This window comes from Streptomyces sp. NPDC005566 (assembly GCF_040605575.1).
Classification (GTDB): domain Bacteria; phylum Actinomycetota; class Actinomycetes; order Streptomycetales; family Streptomycetaceae; genus Streptomyces.
Genome location: NZ_JBEXDB010000006.1, coordinates 52,175 through 72,912 on the forward strand (window position 1 = coordinate 52,175; position 20,738 = coordinate 72,912).

General features: G+C 71.2%; 16 protein-coding genes. All 16 read left to right on the top strand.

Features of this window, described 5'->3' with window-relative positions:
* The 16 genes from ABZS61_RS11130 to ABZS61_RS11205 all read left to right on the top strand — a co-directional run bounded on the left by ABZS61_RS11130 (nucleotide 1) and on the right by ABZS61_RS11205 (nucleotide 20,711).
* The gene (locus ABZS61_RS11130; RefSeq protein WP_356417896.1) at nucleotides 1-951 is read left to right on the top strand and encodes a beta-ketoacyl-ACP synthase III; all 951 of its coding nucleotides are present in this window, start codon (nucleotides 1-3) and stop codon (nucleotides 949-951) included.
* Nucleotides 952-1,016: 65 nt separating this feature from the next.
* A complete protein-coding gene (locus ABZS61_RS11135) occupies nucleotides 1,017-1,694 on the top strand; it encodes a GntR family transcriptional regulator (protein WP_356417897.1) in 678 nt (225 codons plus the stop codon).
* 274 nt (nucleotides 1,695-1,968) lie between these two features.
* The gene (locus ABZS61_RS11140) at nucleotides 1,969-3,150 is read left to right on the top strand and encodes an ROK family transcriptional regulator (RefSeq protein WP_356417898.1); all 1,182 of its coding nucleotides are present in this window, start codon (nucleotides 1,969-1,971) and stop codon (nucleotides 3,148-3,150) included.
* A 201-nt stretch (nucleotides 3,151-3,351) separates the two neighbouring features.
* The gene (locus tag ABZS61_RS11145; RefSeq protein ID WP_356417899.1) at nucleotides 3,352-4,878 is read left to right on the top strand and encodes a sugar ABC transporter ATP-binding protein; all 1,527 of its coding nucleotides are present in this window, start codon (nucleotides 3,352-3,354) and stop codon (nucleotides 4,876-4,878) included.
* On the top strand, nucleotides 4,875-5,927 hold the full coding sequence (locus tag ABZS61_RS11150) for an ABC transporter permease (protein WP_356417901.1): 1,053 nt from the start codon (nucleotides 4,875-4,877) through the stop codon (nucleotides 5,925-5,927). Before ABZS61_RS11145 ends, ABZS61_RS11150 begins: the two co-directional genes overlap by 4 nt.
* 67 nt (nucleotides 5,928-5,994) lie before the next feature.
* Nucleotides 5,995-7,032: a substrate-binding domain-containing protein gene (locus ABZS61_RS11155; protein ID WP_356417903.1), complete on the top strand. Its 1,038-nt coding sequence runs from the start codon at nucleotides 5,995-5,997 to the stop codon at nucleotides 7,030-7,032.
* Between the two features lie 47 nt (nucleotides 7,033-7,079).
* Nucleotides 7,080-8,318: a Gfo/Idh/MocA family oxidoreductase gene (locus ABZS61_RS11160; protein ID WP_356417905.1), complete on the top strand. Its 1,239-nt coding sequence runs from the start codon at nucleotides 7,080-7,082 to the stop codon at nucleotides 8,316-8,318.
* A gap of 12 nt (nucleotides 8,319-8,330) precedes the next feature.
* A complete protein-coding gene (locus tag ABZS61_RS11165; RefSeq protein WP_356417907.1) occupies nucleotides 8,331-9,335 on the top strand; it encodes a sugar phosphate isomerase/epimerase family protein in 1,005 nt (334 codons plus the stop codon).
* A gap of 390 nt (nucleotides 9,336-9,725) precedes the next feature.
* Nucleotides 9,726-13,418 carry a ThuA domain-containing protein gene (locus ABZS61_RS11170; protein WP_356417909.1) on the top strand — a complete coding sequence of 1,231 codons (3,693 nt, stop codon included), beginning with the start codon at nucleotides 9,726-9,728 and terminating at the stop codon, nucleotides 13,416-13,418.
* A gap of 97 nt (nucleotides 13,419-13,515) precedes the next feature.
* Nucleotides 13,516-14,634 (top strand): inositol-3-phosphate synthase, encoded by a 1,119-nt coding sequence (locus tag ABZS61_RS11175; RefSeq protein WP_356417911.1) that lies wholly within the window; start codon nucleotides 13,516-13,518, stop codon nucleotides 14,632-14,634.
* Between the two features lie 68 nt (nucleotides 14,635-14,702).
* Entirely contained in the window at nucleotides 14,703-15,827 is a 1,125-nt protein-coding gene (locus ABZS61_RS11180) for an SCO3242 family prenyltransferase (protein ID WP_356418432.1), read from the top strand.
* Nucleotides 15,824-16,687 carry a sugar phosphate isomerase/epimerase family protein gene (locus tag ABZS61_RS11185; protein WP_356417913.1) on the top strand — a complete coding sequence of 288 codons (864 nt, stop codon included), beginning with the start codon at nucleotides 15,824-15,826 and terminating at the stop codon, nucleotides 16,685-16,687. The genes ABZS61_RS11180 and ABZS61_RS11185 overlap by 4 nt, the downstream gene beginning before the upstream one ends.
* Nucleotides 16,681-17,304, top strand: coding sequence for an EboA domain-containing protein (locus tag ABZS61_RS11190; RefSeq protein WP_356417915.1), 624 nt, complete (start codon nucleotides 16,681-16,683; stop codon nucleotides 17,302-17,304). The genes ABZS61_RS11185 and ABZS61_RS11190 overlap by 7 nt, the downstream gene beginning before the upstream one ends.
* Nucleotides 17,304-18,152, top strand: a complete 849-nt coding sequence (locus tag ABZS61_RS11195; protein ID WP_356417917.1) for a TatD family hydrolase — start codon at nucleotides 17,304-17,306, stop codon at nucleotides 18,150-18,152. Before ABZS61_RS11190 ends, ABZS61_RS11195 begins: the two co-directional genes overlap by 1 nt.
* Nucleotides 18,153-18,156: 4 nt before the next feature.
* Nucleotides 18,157-19,332, top strand: a complete 1,176-nt coding sequence (gene eboE / locus ABZS61_RS11200) for a metabolite traffic protein EboE (protein WP_356417920.1) — start codon at nucleotides 18,157-18,159, stop codon at nucleotides 19,330-19,332.
* On the top strand, nucleotides 19,329-20,711 hold the full coding sequence (locus tag ABZS61_RS11205; protein WP_356417922.1) for a nucleotide pyrophosphatase/phosphodiesterase family protein: 1,383 nt from the start codon (nucleotides 19,329-19,331) through the stop codon (nucleotides 20,709-20,711). Before eboE ends, ABZS61_RS11205 begins: the two co-directional genes overlap by 4 nt.
* The last annotated feature ends 27 nt before the right edge of the window (nucleotides 20,712-20,738 follow it).

Here is a 20,738-nt window from a genome sequence, read left to right on the forward strand (position 1 = left end):
ATGACCGGCTCACGTGTCGTGGCGCTCGGCCACTATCAGCCCGCCAAGGTGCTCACCAACCACGACCTGGCCGCCATGGTGGACACCAGCGACGAGTGGATCACCAGCCGCGTCGGCATCAGGACCCGGCACGTGGGTGGCCCCGACGAGCCCGTGGACGAGCTGGCCGCGCACGCCGCTGCCAAGGCGCTGGCCGGTGCCGGCCTGCAGCCCGCCGACATCGATCTGGTCCTCGTCGCCACCTCCACGGCGATCGACCGCTCGCCGAGCATGTCGGCCAGGGTCGCGGCCCGGCTGGGCATGGGTTCGCCCGCGGTGATGGACATCAACGTGGTCTGCTCGGGCTTCACGCACGCACTGGCGACCGCCGACCACGCCATCCGTGCCGGGGCCGCCACCCGCGCCCTCGTCATCGGCGCGGACAAGATGGGCGACATCGTCGACTGGACCGACCGTTCCACCTGCGTCCTGATGGGCGACGGTGCGGGCGCCGCCGTCGTCGTCGCCGACCCGGAAGCCGGTGACCGGCCCGGAATCGGCCCGGTCCTGTGGGGTTCGGTACCCGAGATGGGCAACGCGGTACGGATCGAGGGGACGCCCTCGCGGTTCGCGCAGGAGGGCCAGTCCGTCTACCGCTGGGCCACCACGCAGCTGCCGCCCATCGCCCGCAAGGTCTGCGAGAAGGCCGGCATCACCCCCGAGGACCTGGCCGCCGTCGTGTTGCACCAGGCCAATCTGAGGATCATCGAACCCGTCGCCAGGAAGATCGGCGCGGTCAACGCGGTCATCGCCCGGGATGTCGTGGATTCCGGCAATACGTCCGCGGCGTCGATCCCGATGGCCCTGTCCAAGCTGGTCGAGCGCGGGGAGGTCGAGAGCGGTGCTCCGGCCCTGCTCTTCGGCTTCGGAGGAAACCTTTCTTATGCGGGTCAAGTGATCCGCTGCCCCTGAACCGCATTGTGCTCGGTAGACTGTAGACGATAGGCAATTGCCGGGCGCCCGGAGGGGGAACCGCGATGTTGTCCGCAGGACTGCCGCAAGGAACGGTGCCGAAGCTGGATCGGCCGGGGCCGCTGCGCGAGCGTGTCTACGAGGCGCTGCTCGAACTGATCACCACGCGGGCACTCGGCCCCGGTCAGCACCTCATCGAGAGCGAACTGGCCGGGCACCTCGGGGTGTCGCGACAGCCGGTGCGCGAGGCGCTCCAACGACTGAACACCGAGGGCTGGGTGGACCTGCGGCCCGCGCAGGGCGCCTTCGTCCACGAACCCACCGAGGAGGAGGCGGACCAGCTGCTCTCGGTCCGTACGCTCCTGGAAGCCGAGGCGGCCCGGCTTGCCGCGGCCAACTCCGGGAGCGCCGGCATCGAGGCCCTCGAAGCGCTCTGCGTCAAGGGGGAACGGGCCGTCGCGGACGACGACGTGGACCTCGCCGTGGCCACGAACGCCGCCTTCCACGCCAAGGTGATGGAGCTGGCCGGCAACGTCGTCCTCGCCGAGCTGGCCGCGCAGGTCGACCGCCGGGTCCGCTGGTACTACACACCGGTGGCCCGCCAGCGTGGCACCCGGTCCTGGATCGAGCACCGCTCGCTGATCGCGGCCATCTCCTCGCGGGACGGGCAGCGGGCGACCGAGATCATGCGGGCGCACACGGAGCACACGCGCAAGACGTACCACGAGCGCGAGAAGAACTGACCGTCGCGCGCGGTAAGGAGGCCGGGGCCGACCGCCCCGGCCTTTTTGCTGCTCCAGGGCCCGGCCCCGACGCCGGGCCGCCCACCCGCCGGAGCCGCAGCGGCGGTGCCGGAACCCTCCGCCGGGTGGCGCCCCGGGAGACCTTTGTCCTCGGTGTGGAGAAAGTTGGAGCGGATTCACGCTCAACTTCTTCCCACTCGGGGAAAGCGCTGCTACGTTCCACTCGAAAGCCCGACGGACTGGCCGATGTGGCGGGGAGGGACGCGTGAGACGGATGACGGCACGACCCGCGAACGCCCATCAGGCGCGACTGCTCCGGCTGTTGCGCGACGGCGGTCCCAACTCCCGCGCACAGCTGGGCGACCAGGTCGACCTCTCGCGCTCCAAGCTCGCCGTCGAGGTCGACCGGCTGCTGGAGACCGGACTGGTCGTCGCCGACGGACTCGCCGCCTCACGCGGCGGACGCCGCTCGCACAACATCCGGCTCGCTCCCGCACTTCGATTCCTCGGCGTCGACATCGGCGCCACCTCCATCGACGTGGCCGTCACCAACGCCGAGCTGGAGGTGCTCGGCCACCTCAACCACCCCATGGACGTACGCGAGGGACCCGTCGCCGTCTTCGAGCAGGTGCTGGAGATGGCCTCCAAGCTGCGGGCCTCCGGGCTCGCCGAAGGATTCGACGGCGCCGGCATCGGCGTACCCGGTCCGGTCCGCTTCCCCGAAGGCGTCCCGGTCGCACCGCCGATCATGCCGGGCTGGGACGGCTTCCCGGTCCGCGAGGCACTCAGCCAGGAACTGGGCTGCCCCGTCATGGTCGACAACGACGTGAACCTGATGGCCATGGGGGAGCAGCACGCGGGCGTCGCACGCTCCGTCGGCGACTTCCTCTGCGTCAAGATCGGTACGGGCATCGGCTGCGGCATCGTCGTCGGCGGAGAGGTCTACCGCGGTACGACGGGAAGCGCCGGCGACATCGGGCACATCCAGGTGGAACCCGACGGACGCGCCTGCGCCTGCGGCAACCGGGGCTGCCTGGAAGCCCATTTCAGCGGTGCGGCGCTCGCACGCGACGCGGAGGACGCGGCGCGCGCGGGGCAGTCCGCCGAACTGGCGGCCAGGCTGGAAACGGCCGGAAGGCTCACGGCCATCGATGTGGCCGCTGCCGCGGCAGCCGGTGATCCCACCGCGCTGGACCTGATCCGCGAAGGCGGAAACCGGGTCGGCCAGGTCATCGCCGGACTCGTCAGTTTCTTCAACCCGGGCCTCGTCGTGATCGGCGGCGGGGTGACCGGGCTCGGCCACAACCTCCTGGCCAGCGTCCGGACCCAGGTCTACCGGCAGTCCCTGCCGCTGGCCACGGGCAACCTCCCCATCGTCCTCGGTGAGCTGGGGCCTACCGCCGGAGTGATCGGCGCGGCCAGGCTCATCAGCGACCACCTGTTCTCGCCGGCCTGATGTCCGGGCCGGCGCGCCGCTCACCGAGTGTTCCGCAGCCACCTCCGTAACAGCCCGTTCCGAGCTCTGCCCGCAGCACCCGCCCAGCAGTTTGGTCAGCAGTACGGCACCGCCTGCACTGCGACCTGCCCGCTCACCGGCCTTCCCCGAGCTCTCGGCTTCGCCCGAGCAGGGGAGACCCCGTTCGCCGAGGGGATCGTCATGGCACCCGAACCACCCCTGCTCACGATGTCCGGCATCACCAAGTCCTTCCCCGGCGTGCGCGCCCTCGACGGCGTGGACCTCGAGGTCCAGGCCGGCGAAGTCCACTGCCTCCTCGGCCAGAACGGTGCCGGCAAGTCCACCCTCATCAAGGTGCTGGCCGGGGCCCACCAGCCCGACGGCGGCGGCATCACCTGGCGCGGCGAGCCCGTCTCCCTCTCCTCGCCCATCGCCGCCATGCGCCTCGGAATCGCGACCATCTACCAGGAACTCGACCTGGTCGAGGGGCTGTCGGTCGCCGAGAACATCTTCCTCGGCCACGAACCGACCTCCGCCGGCTTCGTCGTCCGCACCCGTGAGGGCCGTGCAGCCGCCGCCGAACTGCTCGCGCGCCTCGGCCACCCGGAGATCGACCCGGCACGCGAGGTCGGCGATCTCTCCGCCGCCCACCAGCAGATCGTCTCCATGGCGCGGGCGCTCTCCCACGACGTACGGCTCATCGTGATGGACGAGCCCTCCGCCGCCCTCGACCCCGACGAGGTCGACAACCTCTTCCGGATCGTCGACGGTCTCACCGCCGACGGCGTGGCCGTCGTCTACATCTCCCACCGGCTCGAGGAGATCCGCCGCATCGGCGACCGGGTGACCGTGCTCAAGGACGGCCGGGCCGTGGCCGTCGGCCTCCCCGCCAAGTCGACACCCACGCGCGACGTCGTGGCCCTGATGACGGGCCGCAATGTCGAGTACGTGTTCCCCGAGCGGCCCGGGCACTCCACGGAGCGGGCCGTGGCGGAGCCCGTACTGAAGGTCGAGGGACTGGCCAGGAAGGGCGAGTTCGCGCCCGTCGACCTGGAGCTCAGGCCCGGCGAGATCGTCGGCCTCGCCGGACTCGTCGGCTCGGGGCGCTCCGAGATCCTGGAGACCATCTACGGCGCCCGCAAGCCCACGGCGGGGCGCGTCACCGTGGCCGGAAAACCCCTGCGCCCGGGAAGCGTCCGCGCAGCCGTCGCCGCCGGGATCGGCCTGGCACCCGAGGAACGCAAGGCCCAGGCACTGCTGTTGATCGAGTCGGTCACCCGCAACGTCTCCCTCTCCTCCCTGTCCCGCTTCTCGCGCGGCGGCTGGGTCGACCGGGGCGCCGAGCGGAAGGCGGCACAGGCCGCCACCCGCGAACTCTCCCTGCGCCCGGACAACCCGGACGCCCCCGTCCGCACCCTCTCCGGCGGCAATCAGCAGAAGGCGGTCCTGGCCCGCTGGCTGCTGCGCGGCTGCCGGATCCTCCTGCTCGACGAACCCACCCGCGGTGTCGACGTCGGCGCGCGCGCCGAGCTCTACGCCGTGATCCGCCGGCTGGCCGACGAAGGCCTCGCCGTTCTGCTCGTCTCCAGCGAAGTGCCCGAAGTGCTGGGCCTCGCCGACCGGGTGCTGGTGCTCCGCGAGGGCCACGTCGTGCACACGGCGGACGCCCGGGAGCTCGACGAGCACCGCGTACTCGACCTCGTCATGGAAGGGAGCCCGACGTCATGACACAGCCCGCACCGTCGGCGCAGCACCACGGGCCGGACAAGGGGACCCTGACCGGCCCCTCCGACGCGCCGCCCTCGAAGCAGAGCGGTGGCCTGCGCGCACTCGGCCTGCGCGCCGACGTCCGGAACCTCTCGCTGCTGGGCGTACTCCTCGCCCTGGTGGCAGTCGGCGGCCTCACCGAACCCGAGGCGTTCCTGGACACCGGGAACCTCCAGCTGATCCTGACCCAGTCGTCCGTCATCGGCGTCGTCACCGTCGGCATGACCCTCGTCATCATCGGCGGCGGCATCGACCTGTCGGTCGGCGCGATGGTCGCACTCGCGTCCGTCTGGGCGACGACGCTGGCCACCCAGGAGTTCGGCTTCGCGGGCATCCTGTTCACCGCCGTGATCGTCGGGCTGGCCGCCGGCCTCGTCAACGGGGTCCTCATCGCCTACGGGCGCATGGTCCCGTTCATCGCGACGCTGGCCATGCTCGCCTCGGCCCGCGGTCTCGCCCTGCAGATCACGGACGGCAAGTCACAGATCGTCACCGTGGACTCCGTCCTCGACCTGGGTCTTCCCGACTCGTACGTCCTCGGGATCCCGCCCCTGGTCCTGGTCTTCGCCGCCGTCACCCTGGCCGGCTGGCTGATTCTGAACCGGACCACCTTCGGACGCCGTACGGTCGCCGTCGGGGGCAACGCGGAAGCGGCACGGCTCGCCGGCATCGACGTACGCCGCCAGCGGCTCTACCTGTACCTGCTCTCCGGCCTCTGCTGCGGCATCGCGGCCTTCATGCTGATCATCCTGTCCGGCTCCGGCCAGAACACCAACGGCAACCTCTACGAACTCGACGCGATCGCCGCCGCGATCATCGGCGGCACCCTGCTCAGCGGCGGCCGCGGCACGATCGTCGGCTCCGTCCTGGGCGTCCTCGTCTTCACCACCATCACCAACATCTTCGCGCTCAACAACCTGCAGAGCGATGTCCAGCAGATCGCCAAGGGCGCGATCATCGTCGCCGCCGTCCTGGTCCAGCACCGTACGACGCGCCACGGCGAGACCTGAGAAACCCCCGCACGACCACCCACCCGCTGTTCCGCATGCCACGCACCGGATGAAGGGTTTGACAGCCATGCCAGAAACCAGCCGCAGAGGACTGCTCTTCGGAACCGCAGCCGTCTCCGCGGGCGCCTTCCTCACTGCCTGTACCAGCAACGAGCCCAAGGAGAAGGCAGCAGCGCAGACCGATGTGCCCGCCGCCGACGACAAGCCCGGCAAGCCCGTCACCATCGGCTTCGCCGGCCCGCAGGCCGACCACGGCTGGCTCAACGCGATCAACGTCAATGCCAAGTCGCGGGCGGAGAAGTACTCCGAGGTGACCCTGGAGATCACCGAGGGCTCCAACGACACCGCCGCCCAGATCGGCCAGGTCAAGACCCTCATCAACAAGAAGGTCGACGTCCTCGTCATCCTCCCCGCCGACGGCAAGGCGCTCACCCAGGTCGGCCTCGAAGCCATGAAGGCGGGCATCCCCGTCGTCAACCTGGACCGGATCTTCGCCTCTCCGCAGGCCTACCGCTGCTGGGTCGGCGGCGACAACTACGGCATGGGCCTCAACGCCGGGCACTACATCGGTGAGCAGCTCAAGGGCAAGTCGAACGCCAAGGTCGTCGAGCTCGCGGGCATCGACAACCTGGAGCTCACCAAGCAGCGCAGCCAGGGCTTCGCCGACGCCCTCAAGAACTACTCCAACATCAAGCTGGTTGCCCGTCAGGCGGCCGAGTTCACCGTCGAGTCGGGCCAGGCGAAGATGGCCCAGCTCCTGCAGGCGCAGAAGCAGTTCGACGCCCTGTGGAACCACGATGACGACCAGGGTGTGGGCGCGCTGCGCGCCATCGAACAGGCCGGCCGCGACGAGTTCATCATGGTCGGCGGCGCCGGGGCCAAGTCGGCCATGGACGCCATCAAGGCCGGCGACAGCGTCCTCAAGGCCACCGTGCTGTACCCGCCGACGATGGCCGCGTCCGCGATCGACCTTGCGCGTGCTCTCGGCCAGGGCAAGGGCGTCTCGGGTCTCGCCGAGATGGAGATCCCGACATCCCTCACCCTCTACTCGGCCGTGGTCACGAAGGACAACATCGACCAGTACCTGCCGACGGGCTTCAGCTGATCCCGCACCGCCGCCGCCACCGAACCACCGACGAGGAGGAAGTCCGCATGGCCCGTAGGGAAGAGACGGAGCAGGAGCCCGCAGCTCCGCCGCCGGTACAGCAGCCGACGGCGACGCTCGGGGTCGGCATGGTCGGTTACGCGTTCATGGGCGCCGCCCACTCGCAGGGATGGCGCACCGCGGGACACGTCTTCGACCTGCCGATGAGACCCGCTCTCGCCGCGATCTGCGGACGCGACCGTACGGCCGTCGAGGCCGCCGCCGCCCGGCACGGCTGGGCGGCGGCGGAGACCGACTGGCGCGCGATGATCGCCAGGGACGATGTGCACCTCGTGGACATCTGCACCCCCGGCGACAGCCATGCGGAGATCGCCATCGCCGCCCTCGAGGCGGGCAAGCACGTGCTGTGCGAGAAGCCGCTCGCCAACACGGTGGCCGAGGCGGAGGCCATGGTGGCGGCCGCCGAGCGGGCGGCGGCGCGCGGCCAGGTGGCGATGGTGGGCTTCAACTACCGCAAGGTGCCCGCCGTCACCTATGCCCGCACGCTCATCGCGGAGGGGCGGCTGGGCAGGCTGCGACACGTGCGGGCCACCTACCTCCAGGACTGGCTGGTCGACCCGGAATCGCCGCTCACCTGGCGGCTCAAGCGGGAGCACGCCGGATCCGGTGCGCTGGGGGACCTCGGGGCCCACATCGTGGACCTCGCCCAGTACCTGACGGGGGAGCTGCTGGTCGGCGTGTCCGCGGTGAGCGAGACGTTCGTGCGCGAAAGGCCCGTGCTCGCCGGTTCCACGGCCGGTCTCTCGGGCGCAGCGGACGGTACCGCGCGGGGGGCGGTCACCGTCGACGACGCGGCGCTCTTCACGGGACGCCTGGCCTCCGGTGCGCTGGCCTCCTTCGAGGCGACGCGGATGGCGGCCGGCCGCAAGAACGCCCTGCGGCTGGAGATCAACGGGGAGCGTGGCTCGCTCGCCTTCGACCTGGAACGGCTCAACGAACTCTCCTTCCACGACCACACCGAGCCCGCCACCTCGGCCGGGTTCCGGCGGATCCTGGTCACCGAGCCCGAGCACCCCTATCTCGAGGCGTGGTGGCCGCCGGGCCATGCGCTCGGCTACGAGCACACGTTCGTCCACCAGGCCCGTGACGTGGTGCGGACGATCGCCGAAGGGGCGGCGCCCGTACCGTCGTTCGCCGACGGGCTCCAGGTGCAGCGGGTGCTCGCCGCCGTCGAGGAGAGCGCCGAGAAGAACTCCGTACACACCCCGGTACCGGTCCCGTTCTAGGAGGTCCTGCGCATGCCCCGCCCCTTCACACTCTTCACCGGCCAGTGGGCCGACCTGCCGCTGGAGGAGGTCTGCCGGCTGGCCCGGGACTTCGGCTACGACGGGCTCGAACTCGCCTGCTGGGGAGACCACTTCGAGGTCGACAAGGCCCTCTCCGACCCCGGTTACCTCGACGGGCGGCGGCAGCTGCTCGACAAGTACGGGCTCACGTGCTGGGCGGTGTCCAACCACCTGGTGGGCCAGGCCGTCTGCGACAGCCCGATCGACGAGCGCCACCAGGGGATACTCCCCGCCCGGATCTGGGGGGACGGGGAGCCCGAGGGCGTGCGCCGGCGGGCCGCCGAGGAGATCAAGAACACGGCCCGCGCCGCATCCGCGTTCGGTGTCGACACGGTCATCGGCTTCACCGGTTCGTCGATCTGGCACCTGGTCGCCATGTTCCCGCCGGTGCCGCCGCACATGATCGAACGCGGCTACGAGGACTTCGCGGAGCGGTGGAACCCGATCCTGGACGTCTTCGACGCGGAGGGCGTGCGCTTCGCCCACGAAGTGCACCCGAGCGAGATCGCGTACGACTACTGGACCACGCACCGCGCCCTGGAGGCCGTCGGCCACCGTCCCGCGTTCGGGCTGAACTTCGACCCGAGCCACTTCGTGTGGCAGGACCTCGACCCGGTCGGCTTCCTGTACGACTTCCGGGACCGGATCTACCACGTGGACTGCAAGGAGGCCCGCAAGCGCCTCGACGGGCGTAATGGCAGGCTCGGCTCCCATCTGCCGTGGGGCGATCCCCGGCGCGGCTGGGACTTCGTCTCCGCGGGACACGGCGACGTGCCGTGGGAGGACGTGTTCCGGATGCTGCGGTCCATCGACTACCAGGGTCCGATCTCCGTCGAGTGGGAGGACGCGGGAATGGACCGCCTGACCGGTGCGCCGGAGGCTCTGGCCTCGCTGAAGCGGTTCGACTTCGACCCGCCGAGCGCGTCGTTCGACGCCGCGTTCGGGGGCGGCGACTGACAGGTCCGGGCTCCGTCCTGGACCCCGCTCCGCCACCGCCGGGGAGGCTCGATGCACAGCCCGGGCACGTGAGTTGCCGCACGGCACCTCACGTGGCCCGCTGCTTCGGGCCTGCCCGGTGACCACAGCCCGCGGTTCGTGCACACCGCCGCCGGGCCGCCTCGCCCTGCCCCGGCACCGCTTTGTCCTTCCAGAGGAAAAAGGCCGATCCAAGGGCTGCGTAAGGGCTTTCCGTCCGGGACGAACAGGTCTACCGTCCACTGGGTGTACACAGCATGACTCGCGTAACCCGGGTCCCCCACGGTGCCCGGTGTCACGAGCGCGGCAGTCCCCGCGCGCAACGGTACGGCTCCACCCGCCCGTACAACCGGCACTCTCCGGAGGACGCACGTGCACAGAAGCAGCAGACGGCTCCGCGCCCGCAAGACACTCGCTCTCCTCACCGGCGGACTGCTCGCAGCCGCCACCCTCACCCTGGGGTCATCGCCGGCGGCCACCGCCGACGCCCCGGCGGCGGCTGCCGAGGACTTCCAGCAGGTCACCCTCGCCAAGGGCGCCGCCGAGACCGGCGAACCCATGTCGCTGGCGGTGCTCCCCGACCGCAGCGTGCTGCACACCTCCCGCGGCGGAGAGCTGCGCATCACCGACAGCGCCGGCAACACCCGGGTCTCCGGCACCATTCCCGTCTACTCGCACGACGAGGAAGGGCTCCAAGGGGTCGGCATCGATCCGGGCTTCGCCGAGAACCGGGCGATCTACCTCTACTACGCCCCGCCGCTGGACACCCCTGCCGGCGACGCGCCGGAGACCGGCACCGCCGCCGACTTCGCGAAGTTCGACGGTGTGAACCGGCTCTCCCGGTTCGTGCTCAAGGAGGACGGCACCCTCGACAACGCCAGCGAGAAGAAGGTCCTCGACATCCCCGCCAGCCGAGGGATCTGCTGCCACGTCGGCGGCGACATCGACTTCGACGCGCAGGGCAACCTCTACCTGTCGACCGGCGACGACTCCAACCCGTTCGCCTCGGACGGCTTCTCCCCGATCGACGACCGGCCCGACCGCAACCCGGCGTTCGACGCCCGCCGCACCTCGGGCAACACCAACGACCTCCGCGGCAAGATCCTCCGCATCAAGGTCGCGGACGACGGCTCGTACACCGCCCCCGAAGGCAATCTCTTCGCCCCCGGTACGGACAGGACCCGCGCCGAGATCTATGCGATGGGCTTCCGCAACCCCTTCCGCTTCAGCGTCGACAGGGCCACCGGCATCGTGTACGTAGGAGACTACGGTCCCGACGCGGGCGCGGCCGACCCGAACCGCGGACCCGCGGGCCAGGTCGAGTTCGCCCGGGTGACGAAGGCCGGCAACTTCGGCTGGCCGTTCTGCACCGGTGACAACGATGCCTACACCGACTACGACTTCGCTACGAAGACCTCCGGTCCCGCCTTCGACTGCGCGGCCCCGAAGAACGAGTCGGTGCACAACACCGGCCTGGTCGACCTGCCCCCCGCGCAGGCCGCGTGGATTCCGTACGACGGCGGATCCGTGCCCGAGTTCGGCACGGGCTCCGAGTCCCCGATGGGCGGACCCGTCTACCGCTACGACGCGGACCTCGACTCACCCGTCAAGTTCCCCGAGGAGTACAACGGGGACTTCTTCGCCGGAGAGTTCGGGCGGCAGTGGATCAAGCGCATCGAGCAGGACGGTGACGGAGCCGTCCAGTCCGTCAACGACATCCCGTGGACCGGGACCCAGGTGATGGACATGGCCTTCGGGCCCGACGGGGCGCTGTACGTCCTGGACTACGGCCTCGCCTGGTTCGGCGGCGACGAGAACTCCGCGCTGTACCGCATCGAGAACGCGACGGGCGGCCGCTCACCCATCGCCGAGGCCTCCTCCAGCAAGACCTCCGGCATCGCACCGCTCCGGGCGAAGTTCTCCTCCGCGGGCACGACCGACGCGGACGGCGACGCCCTCACGTACGCGTGGGACTTCGGCGACGGCGGAACGTCCACGGACGCCAACCCCTCGTACACGTACAAGAAGAACGGCACGTACACGGCCACGGTGACCGCCAAGGACCCGACGGGACGCACCGGGGCGGCGAGCGTCCACGTGACGGTCGGCAACACCGCGCCCGTCGTGAACCTGCAATTCCCCTCCGACGGACAGCAGTTCGAGTTCGGTGACGAGGTGCCTTTCAAGGCCACCGTCACCGACCCGGAGGACGGCACCATCGACTGCAGCAAGGTCGTGATCAAGTTCACCCTGGGCCACGACAGCCACGGGCACGACATCACCACCGAGCACGGCTGCGAAGGCACCATCAAGACCGCGATGGAAGGCGGGCACGACCCGAACGCCAACATCTACGGTGGCGTCTCGGCCACGTACACCGACGGCGGGGGCGGCGGCCAGGCCGCGCTCACCGGCCGCGACCAGGCCCAGCTGCAGCCGCGCCACCGGCAGGCCGAGCACTTCGACAACTCCTCCGGCATCACCACACCGGAGAAGGCGAGCGCCCACGGCGGCCGGACCGTCGGAGACATCGACAACGACGACTGGATCTCCTTCACCCCGTACATCCTCGGCGGCACCACCAAGCTCACCGCCCGCGTCTCCTCGGCCGGCGCGGGAGGCTTCCTGGAAGTGCGGACCGGATCGCCCACCGGAACGATCCTCGGCTCGGCGCCCGTACCCGTGACCGGCAGCTGGGACACCTTCCAGGACATCGACGTGCCCCTGCGCGGTGCGCCCAAGAAGGCCACCGAGCTCTTCCTGGTCTTCAAGGGCGGTGCCGGTGCGCTCTACGACGTCGACGACTTCGAGCTCTCGAACAGCGCCCCGGACAGAACGGCCAAACGCGTCCTGGTCTTCTCCAAGACCGGCGGCTTCCGCCACGACTCCATCCCGACCGGGGTCGCCGCACTGAAGGAACTGGGCAAGGACACCAACATCACCGTCGACTCCACCGAGGAGGCCGGCCAGTTCACCACCAGCAACCTGGCCCGGTACGACGCCGTCGTCTTCCTCTCGACGACCGGTGACGTCCTCAACGGCGACCAGCAGAAGGCCTTCGAGAACTACGTGGCCACCGGAGGCGGCTACATGGGCGTCCACGCGGCCGCCGACACCGAGTACGACTGGGAGTTCTACGGCGGGCTCGTCGGCGCGTACTTCGACTCGCACCCGCAGATCCAGCCCGCGACCGTCCGCGTGGAGAACCACGACCACCCGGCCACCGCCCACCTGGACGAGGCCTGGGACCGAACCGACGAGTGGTACAACTACCGCACCAACCCCCGGGACAAGGCCCAGGTCCTGGCCACACTGGACGAGACCAGCTACACCGGCGGCACGATGAAGGGCGACCACCCCATCGCCTGGTGCCAGGCCTACCAGGGCGGCCGCTCCTTCTACACCGGCCTCGGCCACACCAAGGAGTCCTACGCGGAACCCGCCCTGCGCACGCACCTGCTCGGCGGCATGCGCTACGCCACCGGCCAGGTGAAGGCCGACTGCAAGCCCGACACCGGCTACCGGTCGATCTTCAACGGCAAGACGCTCGACGGCTGGAAGCAGGGCGGCCCCGGAAAGTTCGACGTCATCGACGGTGAGCTGCGCTCCGAGGGGGGCATGGGCCTCCTGACCTACCAGGCCAAGGAGCTCAAGTCCTACTCGCTGAAGCTCGACTGGAAGATGGCGGGCGACGACAACTCCGGCATCTTCGTCGGCTTCCCGGAGTCCGACGACCCCTGGTCCGCGGTGAACAACGGCTACGAGGTACAGATCGACGCCACCGACGCCGCCGACCGCACCACCGGGGCCGTCTACACCTTTAAATCGGCCAACATCAAAGCCCGTGACCAGGTCCTCAGACCTCCCGGGCAGTGGAACACCTACGAGATCCGGGTCCAGGGCGAACGTCTCCAGATCTTCCTCAACGGAGTGAAGATCAACGACTTCACCAACACCGACCCGGTGCGCAGCCTGAAGGACGGCTACTTCGGCCTGCAGAACCACGGGGCCGCCGACCAGGTGTCCTTCCGCAACATCCAGCTGAAGGAGCTGCCCTCCACGTAGGGCGGCCACCCTCTGCCGACGGTGGGCGGGGGAGGCTCACACACCTTCCCCCGCCCGCCGTCCTCCACCCCTCTTCATCCCCCCAGGGAGGCAGCCCGTGACCGCACACGCCGCTCGTACCGGAGTCTGGTTCATCGGAGCACGCGGCTCCGTCGCCACCACCGCCACCGCGGGGTGCGCCGCCATCGCCGCGGGCCTGCACCCGGCGACCGGCATGGTCACCGAGACACCACCCTTCGCCGACAGCGGGCTGCCACCCCTGACCTCCCTGGTCTTCGGCGGCCACGACACCATCGACTGCCCGCTGCCCAAGCGGGCCGAGGCACTCGCCGCCGGAGAGGTCCTGCCGTACGGACTGCCGTCCGCCGTCCGGGCCGAACTCGCCGCCGCCGACGCGGAGATACGCCTGGGGGGACCCCTCCCCGGTGACTCCCGCTCCGACGAGGAACTCATCACGGCCTTCGCCGCGGACCTCGTCGACTTCGCCCGCCGCCACGCACTCGCCCGCACGGTCGTCATCAACGTCGCGTCGACCGAACCGGCACCCGGCGAAGACGCCACCCGCCTGCCCGCCAGCTCCCTCTACGCGGCGGCCGCGCTCCGCGCCGGCTGCTCCTACGTCAACTTCACCCCCTCCACAGGGCTCCGCAGCCCCGCACTCCAGGACGCCGTCGACTCCTGCGGACTTCCTCACGCGGGGCGCGACGGCAAAACAGGCCAGACGCTGCTCCGCTCCGTGCTCGCCCCGATGTTCGTGCAGCGCGCCCTGCCGGTACGGGCGTGGTCGGGCACGAACCTCCTGGGCGGCGGGGACGGAGCGGCGCTGGCCGACCCCGCCGCCGCGGCGGCGAAGAACGCGGGCAAGGAACGCGTACTCGCCGACACGCTCGGGGCGGCGCCCGAGGGCGAGGTCCACATCGACGACGTCCCCGCGATGGGTGACTGGAAGACCGCGTGGGACCACATCGCGTTCGACGGCTTCCTCGGCTCGCGGATGATCCTGCAGACGATCTGGCAGGGCTGCGACTCGGCGCTCGCCGCCCCACTCGTCCTGGACCTGGCCCGGCTGATGGCACGCGCCCACGAAACCGGTCTGACGGGGGCGCGCCCGGAGCTGGGCTTCTACTTCAAGGACCCGGACGGCGGCCCGGCCGCACTGTCCGAGCAGTACGCGGTGCTGCTGGCCTTCGCCGAGCAGCTGCGGGCGGCCCGGTGAGGCCGCTCCGACTGTTCGCGACGCTGACAGGGGTGCCGGCACTGCTCGGTGCCACACGTGCCCGGAGCGTGCGGAACGACGGCCGCACCCCGGGCGTGAGCTCACCAGACAGCCTGTCCGGTGGGGGCGGGACTGCGCCCGCACCGGACAGGCCCCCCACTCGGGTGCCCCTCCGCGCCTGGGCTGAACTGCTGCGGGTGTCCGCCCTGTTCACCGTCCCCGGTGACGCACTGGCCGGGGCGGCCGCCGCCGGCCGGCGCCCCACCCGTGGCACGGCCCTCGCGGTCGGGGCGTCGCTGTGCCTGTACGAGGCGGGCATGGCCCTCAACGACTGGGCCGACCGCGACGAGGACGCCGTCGACCGTCCTCACCGCCCGATCCCGTCCGGCCGGATCGCACCCGGCGCGGCGCTGGCCGCGGCGGGCGTCCTGACGGCCGCGGGCCTGACCCTGGCGGCACGCGCCGGACGCCCCGCCCTGGCAGTGGCATCCGGTCTGGCAGCCACGGTCTGGGCCTACGACCTGCACCTGAAGCACACGAAGGCGGGCCCGGCAGCCATGGCAGCCGCCCGCGCGCTGGACCTCCTCCTGGGTGCGACGGCCACGAGGCCGGCTACGACGACGGCATCGACAGCGGCTACGACGACGGCATCGGCAGCGGCCACGACGAGGAGGCCGGCGGAACGAGGAGCCACCCGCACCGCGCTCCCCGCCGCCCTCCTGCTCGGGGCGCACACCTACTCGGTCACCGCCGTCTCCCGCCACGAGGCGCAGGGCGGGTCGACGAGCGTGCCCCTCGCGGCGCTCGCGGCGACCGTGGCGCTCGGCGCCGCCGTCGTACGCGAGCGAGGGGGCGGCCAAGGCCCGACCCCGCTTCATGAGACGGGCGCGAAGGGTGCGTCGGGCGCGGCAGCGGCAGGGGGACCACCCCTCCGCCCCCGGGCCGTCACCGACCGGCTCCTGCTGACCACCTTCGCCGGGGCCTACCTCCGAACCGCCGCACCACCCCTGCTCCACGCCGCCCTCAACCCGTCCCCGCCCCTCACCCAGCGCGCTGTCGGCGGCGGCATCCGGGCCATGATCCCGCTCCAGGCCGCACTGGCCGTCCGGGCAGGGGCACCCCTCGGCGGGCTCGCCGTCATGGGACTCGTCCCCCTCGCCCGCACACTCGCACGGAAGGTGAGCCCGACATGAGCCTCCGCCTCGGCTACGGCACCAACGGTCTGACCGACCTCCGCCTCGACGACGCCCTCGGGCTCCTCGCCGACCTCGGGTACGACGGGGTCGGGCTGACCCTCGACCACATGCACCTCGACCCCCTCGCCCCCGACCTCGTCGCCCGCACCCGCCATGTGGCCCACCGACTGGTCGAGTTGGGCCTCGACGTCACCGTGGAGACGGGCGCCCGCTACGTCCTCGACCCGCGACGCAAGCACGGCCCGTCCCTCCTGGACCCCGACCCCGAAGCCCGTGCGGCCCGCACCGCGCTGCTCGTCCGGGCCGTCGACATCGCCGCCGACCTGGGCGCGCACGCCGTGCACTGCTTCAGCGGCATCACCCCGCCGGGCACCACCACGGACACCGCCTGGCAGCGGCTGACCGACGCACTCGCCCCCGTACTGGACGCCGCCACGCGCACCGGCATCCCCCTCGCCATCGAGCCCGAGCCGGGCCACCTCCTCGCGACACTCGCCGACTTCCACCACCTGCGCACCCGCCTCGGCGACCCGGAACCGCTCGGGCTCACCCTCGACATCGGCCACTGCCAGTGCCTGGAACCCGCCCCGCCCGTCGACTGCGTCAAGGCCGCCGCGCCCTGGCTGCGCCACGTCCAGATCGAGGACATGCGGCGCGGGGTCCATGAACACCTGCCGTTCGGCGACGGCGAGATCGACTTCCCTCCGGTGCTCGAAGCCCTCGCCGCCACCGGGTACGGCGGACTCACCGTCGTGGAGCTGCCGCGTCACTCCCATGCGGGGCCCGAACTCGCCCGCACCTCACTGGAGTTCCTGCGAAGCGCCGCCGGAGCGACGAACGGAGCCGCCGCGTGCTGATCAGCCGCAAGGAACTCGACGCCCTGCTGCGCGGAGCGGCCAGGGCCTGGCTGGACGAGGCGCTGGCCGAAGCCGCGCACACCGCCGCACACCCCGGCACCGACACGGGCGCCCCGCCCTGGGAACTGCGCTTCGCCTCCGCGGGCCGGCACTGCGGACTCGAACACGCCGACTCCGTACGCGCACTGCTGCTCCTCGAAGCCCGGGCCGGACTGCCCGCCGTGACCAGGCTCTACGAACAGGGCACCGCCGCCGAGCGCCGGGCCGTCCTGCTCACCCTGCACCGGCTGGACCTCGGAGCCACCGCCCTTCCGCTCGTCGAGGACGCCCTGCGCACCAACGACACCCGGCTGGTCGCCGCGGCCGTCGGCCCGTACGCCGCCGCCCACCTCGACACACACGGCTGGCGGCACGCCGTCCTCAAGTGCCTCTTCACCGAGGTCCCCGTCGAGAACGTCTCCGAGCTCGGCCGCCGTGCCCGAGGCGACGCCGAACTCGCCCGCATGCTCGGCGACTTCGCCGCCGAACGCACCGCGGCAGGCCGCGCCGTCCCGGCCGGACTTCGAACCGTCCTCGATCTCACGGCCCCCGCCCCCGCCCCCACGGAGGAGTCCTGATGCGCATCTTCGACCCCCACATCCACATGACCTCCCGCACCACGGACGACTACCGGGCGATGTACGACGCGGGCGTCCGCGCTCTCGTCGAACCCTCCTTCTGGCTCGGCCAGCCACGCACCTCGCCCGCCAGCTTCTTCGACTACTTCGACGCCCTCCTCGGCTGGGAACCCTTCCGCGCCTCCCAGTACGGCATCGCGCACCACTGCACACTCGCTCTCAACCCGAAGGAGGCGAACGACCCCCGCTGCACCCCCGTCCTGGACGCGCTGCCCCGCTACCTCGTCAAGGACTCCGTCGTCGCCGTGGGAGAGATCGGCTACGACTCCATGACCCCGGCCGAGGACACCGCCCTCGCCACCCAGCTCCAGCTCGCCGCCGACCACGGCCTGCCCGCGCTCGTCCACACCCCGCACCGCGACAAGCTCGCCGGTCTGCACCGCACCATCGACGTCATCCGCGAATCGGACCTGGCCCCGGAACTCGTCCTGCTCGACCACCTCAACGAGACGACAGTGAAGGACGCCGTCGACAGCGGTTGCTGGGCCGGCTTCTCCATCTACCCGGACACCAAGATGGACGAGGACCGCATGGTCACGATCCTCAGGAACCACGGAACCGACAAGATCCTCGTCAACTCGGCCGCCGACTGGGGCAGGAGCGACCCGCTGAAGACCCGCAAGGTCGCGGACGCCATGATCGAGGCCGGATTCACCGAGGACGACGTCGACAAGGTGCTGTGGCGCAACCCGGTCGCCTTCTACGGACAGAGCGGCCGGCTCCAGCTCGACATCACCGCCCCCGACCCCCTCCACGAGGGCAACTCCATACTCCGCGGCGGGGAGTGACACGATGCGCTTCCGCCACCCCGACGGCTCCGTCGTCCACCTCGCCTACTGCACCAACGTGCACCCGGCGGAGACCCTCGACGGAGTCCGCGCCCAACTGCGCGACCACTGCGAGCCCGTACGCAGACGGCTCGGCCGCGACCGCATCGGCATCGGTCTCTGGCTCGCCAAGGACGCCGCCCGCGCCCTGGTCAACGACCCCTCCGCACTGCGCTCCCTGCGGACCGAACTGGAGCACCGCGGCCTCGAAGTGGCGACCCTGAACGGCTTCCCGTACGAGGGGTTCGGGGCCGAGGAGGTCAAGTACCGCGTCTACACACCGGACTGGACCGACCCCGAACGGCTCGCCCACACCACCGACCTCGCCAGGCTCCTCGCCGCACTGCTGCCCGACGACGTCACCGAGGGCACCATCTCCACCCTGCCGATCGCCTGGCGCACCCCGTACGCCGCCGATCCCACAGCCGCCGGCATCGCGCAGAAGGCGCTCACCACGCTCGCACAGCGGCTCGACGCCCTCGCCGAACTCACCGGGAAGTCCATCAGGATCGGCCTCGAACCCGAGCCGGGCTGCACCGTGGAGACCACCGCCGACGCCATCGCGCCCCTGACCGCCGTGGGCCACGACCGCATCGGCATCTGCGTCGACACCTGCCACCTCGCCACCTCCTTCGAGGACCCGGACACCGCACTCGACGCCCTGTCCGCGGCCGGGGTGCCCGTCGCGAAGGCCCAGCTCTCCGCGGCCCTGCACGCGGAACACCCCCACCTGCCCGAGGTGCGCAGCGCACTGGCCGCCTTCGCCGAACCGCGCTTCCTGCACCAGACACGCACCCTCACCGCCGCGGGCCTGCGGGGGACCGACGACCTCGACGAGGCCCTGACCGGCGGGACGCTCCCCGACAGCACCCCCTGGCGCTCCCACTTCCACGTACCGCTGCACGCACCCCCGGCGCCCCCGCTCACCTCCACGCTCCCCGTGCTCCAGTCCGTGCTGGCCCGGCTCGTCGGCGGCCAGAAGCCCCTGACGCGGCACCTCGAGGTCGAGACGTACACCTGGCAGGCACTCCCGGCGGAACTGCGGCCCCGTACCCGCGCCCAGCTCGCCGACGGCATCGCCAGTGAACTCACCCTCGCCCGCGACCTCCTGGTCGACCTCGGACTCAAGGAGCTGCCATGACCACCGACCCCACCCCGCTCCTCGTCCTCGACGTCGTGGGCCTCACCCCCCAGCTCCTGGAACACATGCCGAACCTGCGGGCGATGGCGGCAGCCGGTGTGCAGGCACCCCTGTCCACCGTCCTGCCCGCCGTGACCTGCGCCGCACAGTCCACCTTCCTCACCGGCACCACCCCCGCCGAGCACGGCATCGTCGCCAACGGCTGGTACTTCCGCGAGCTCGGCGACGTCCTGCTGTGGCGCCAGCACAACGGCCTCGTCGAGGGCGACAAGCTCTGGGACGCCGCCCGCCGGGCCCACCCCGGCTACACCGTCGCCAACATCTGCTGGTGGTACGCGATGGGCGCCGACACCGACTGGACGGTCACCCCCCGCCCCGTGTACTACGCCGACGGCCGCAAGGAGCCCGACTGCTACACCCGGCCGCCGGCCCTGCACGACGAGCTCACCGAGAAGCTCGGCACCTTCCCCCTCTTCCACTTCTGGGGCCCGGGCGCCGATCTCGTCTCCTCGCAGTGGATCATCGACGCCACCCGGCACATCCTCGCCACCCGCCACCCGGACCTGGCCCTGTGCTACCTCCCGCACCTCGACTACGACCTCCAGCGCTACGGCCCCGACGACCCCCGCTCCCACCGGGCGGCGAGGGACCTCGACCGGGCCGTGGCACCCCTCATCGAGGACGCACGCGCCGAGGGCCGCACGGTCGTCGCACTCTCCGAGTACGGGATCACCCGTGTCGACCGGCCCGTCGACATCAACCGCGCCCTGCGCCGCGCCGGGCTGCTGGAGGTCCACACCCAGGACGGCATGGAGTACCTCGACCCGATGTCCTCCCGGGCCTTCGCCGTCGCCGACCACCAGCTCGCCCACATCTACGTGCGGCGCCCCGAGGACCTGGACGCGACCCGGGAAGCCCTCGCGGACCTGCCCGGCATCGAACAGCTCCTGGACGACGAGGGCAAGAAGGCCCACCACCTCGACCATCCCCGCTCCGGGGAGCTCGTCGCCGTCGCGGAGAAGGACGCCTGGTTCACGTACTACTACTGGCTCGACGACGCCCGCGCGCCCGACTTCGCGCAGCTCGTCGAGATCCACCGCAAACCCGGCTACGACCCCGTCGAGCTCTTCATGGACCCCCAGGACCCCTACGTCCGGGTCAAGGCCGTGACCGCGGTCGCCCGCAAGAAGCTCGGGATGCGCTACCGCATGGCGGTCGTCCCCCTGGACCCCTCACCCATTCGCGGCAGCCACGGCCGCCTTCCCACGAGCGACGACGAAGGTCCGCTCATCCTCTGCTCCACCCCCCACGCGTTCACCGGCCGGGTCCAGGCCACCGAAGTGAAGTCCCTGCTCCTCCAGCTTGCCGGACTGCACTGACCATCCGCTCAGCCCGCCCACCCACAC

Excerpts from the sequence above, each read along its gene's own strand:
- ABZS61_RS11145 (WP_356417899.1), top strand. The coding sequence starts at position 3,352 with ATGGCACCCGAACCACCCCTGCTCACGATGTCCGGCATCACCAAGTCC.
- ABZS61_RS11160 (WP_356417905.1), top strand. The coding sequence starts at position 7,080 with ATGGCCCGTAGGGAAGAGACGGAGCAGGAGCCCGCAGCTCCGCCGCCG.
- ABZS61_RS11130 (WP_356417896.1), top strand. The coding sequence starts at position 1 with ATGACCGGCTCACGTGTCGTGGCGCTCGGCCACTATCAGCCCGCCAAG.
- ABZS61_RS11165 (WP_356417907.1), top strand. The coding sequence starts at position 8,331 with ATGCCCCGCCCCTTCACACTCTTCACCGGCCAGTGGGCCGACCTGCCG.
- ABZS61_RS11195 (WP_356417917.1), top strand. The coding sequence starts at position 17,304 with ATGCGCATCTTCGACCCCCACATCCACATGACCTCCCGCACCACGGAC.
- ABZS61_RS11150 (WP_356417901.1), top strand. The coding sequence starts at position 4,875 with ATGACACAGCCCGCACCGTCGGCGCAGCACCACGGGCCGGACAAGGGG.
- ABZS61_RS11135 (WP_356417897.1), top strand. The coding sequence starts at position 1,017 with ATGTTGTCCGCAGGACTGCCGCAAGGAACGGTGCCGAAGCTGGATCGG.
- ABZS61_RS11140 (WP_356417898.1), top strand. The coding sequence starts at position 1,969 with ATGACGGCACGACCCGCGAACGCCCATCAGGCGCGACTGCTCCGGCTG.
- ABZS61_RS11205 (WP_356417922.1), top strand. The coding sequence starts at position 19,329 with ATGACCACCGACCCCACCCCGCTCCTCGTCCTCGACGTCGTGGGCCTC.
- ABZS61_RS11185 (WP_356417913.1), top strand. The coding sequence starts at position 15,824 with ATGAGCCTCCGCCTCGGCTACGGCACCAACGGTCTGACCGACCTCCGC.
- eboE (WP_356417920.1), top strand. The coding sequence starts at position 18,157 with ATGCGCTTCCGCCACCCCGACGGCTCCGTCGTCCACCTCGCCTACTGC.
- ABZS61_RS11155 (WP_356417903.1), top strand. The coding sequence starts at position 5,995 with ATGCCAGAAACCAGCCGCAGAGGACTGCTCTTCGGAACCGCAGCCGTC.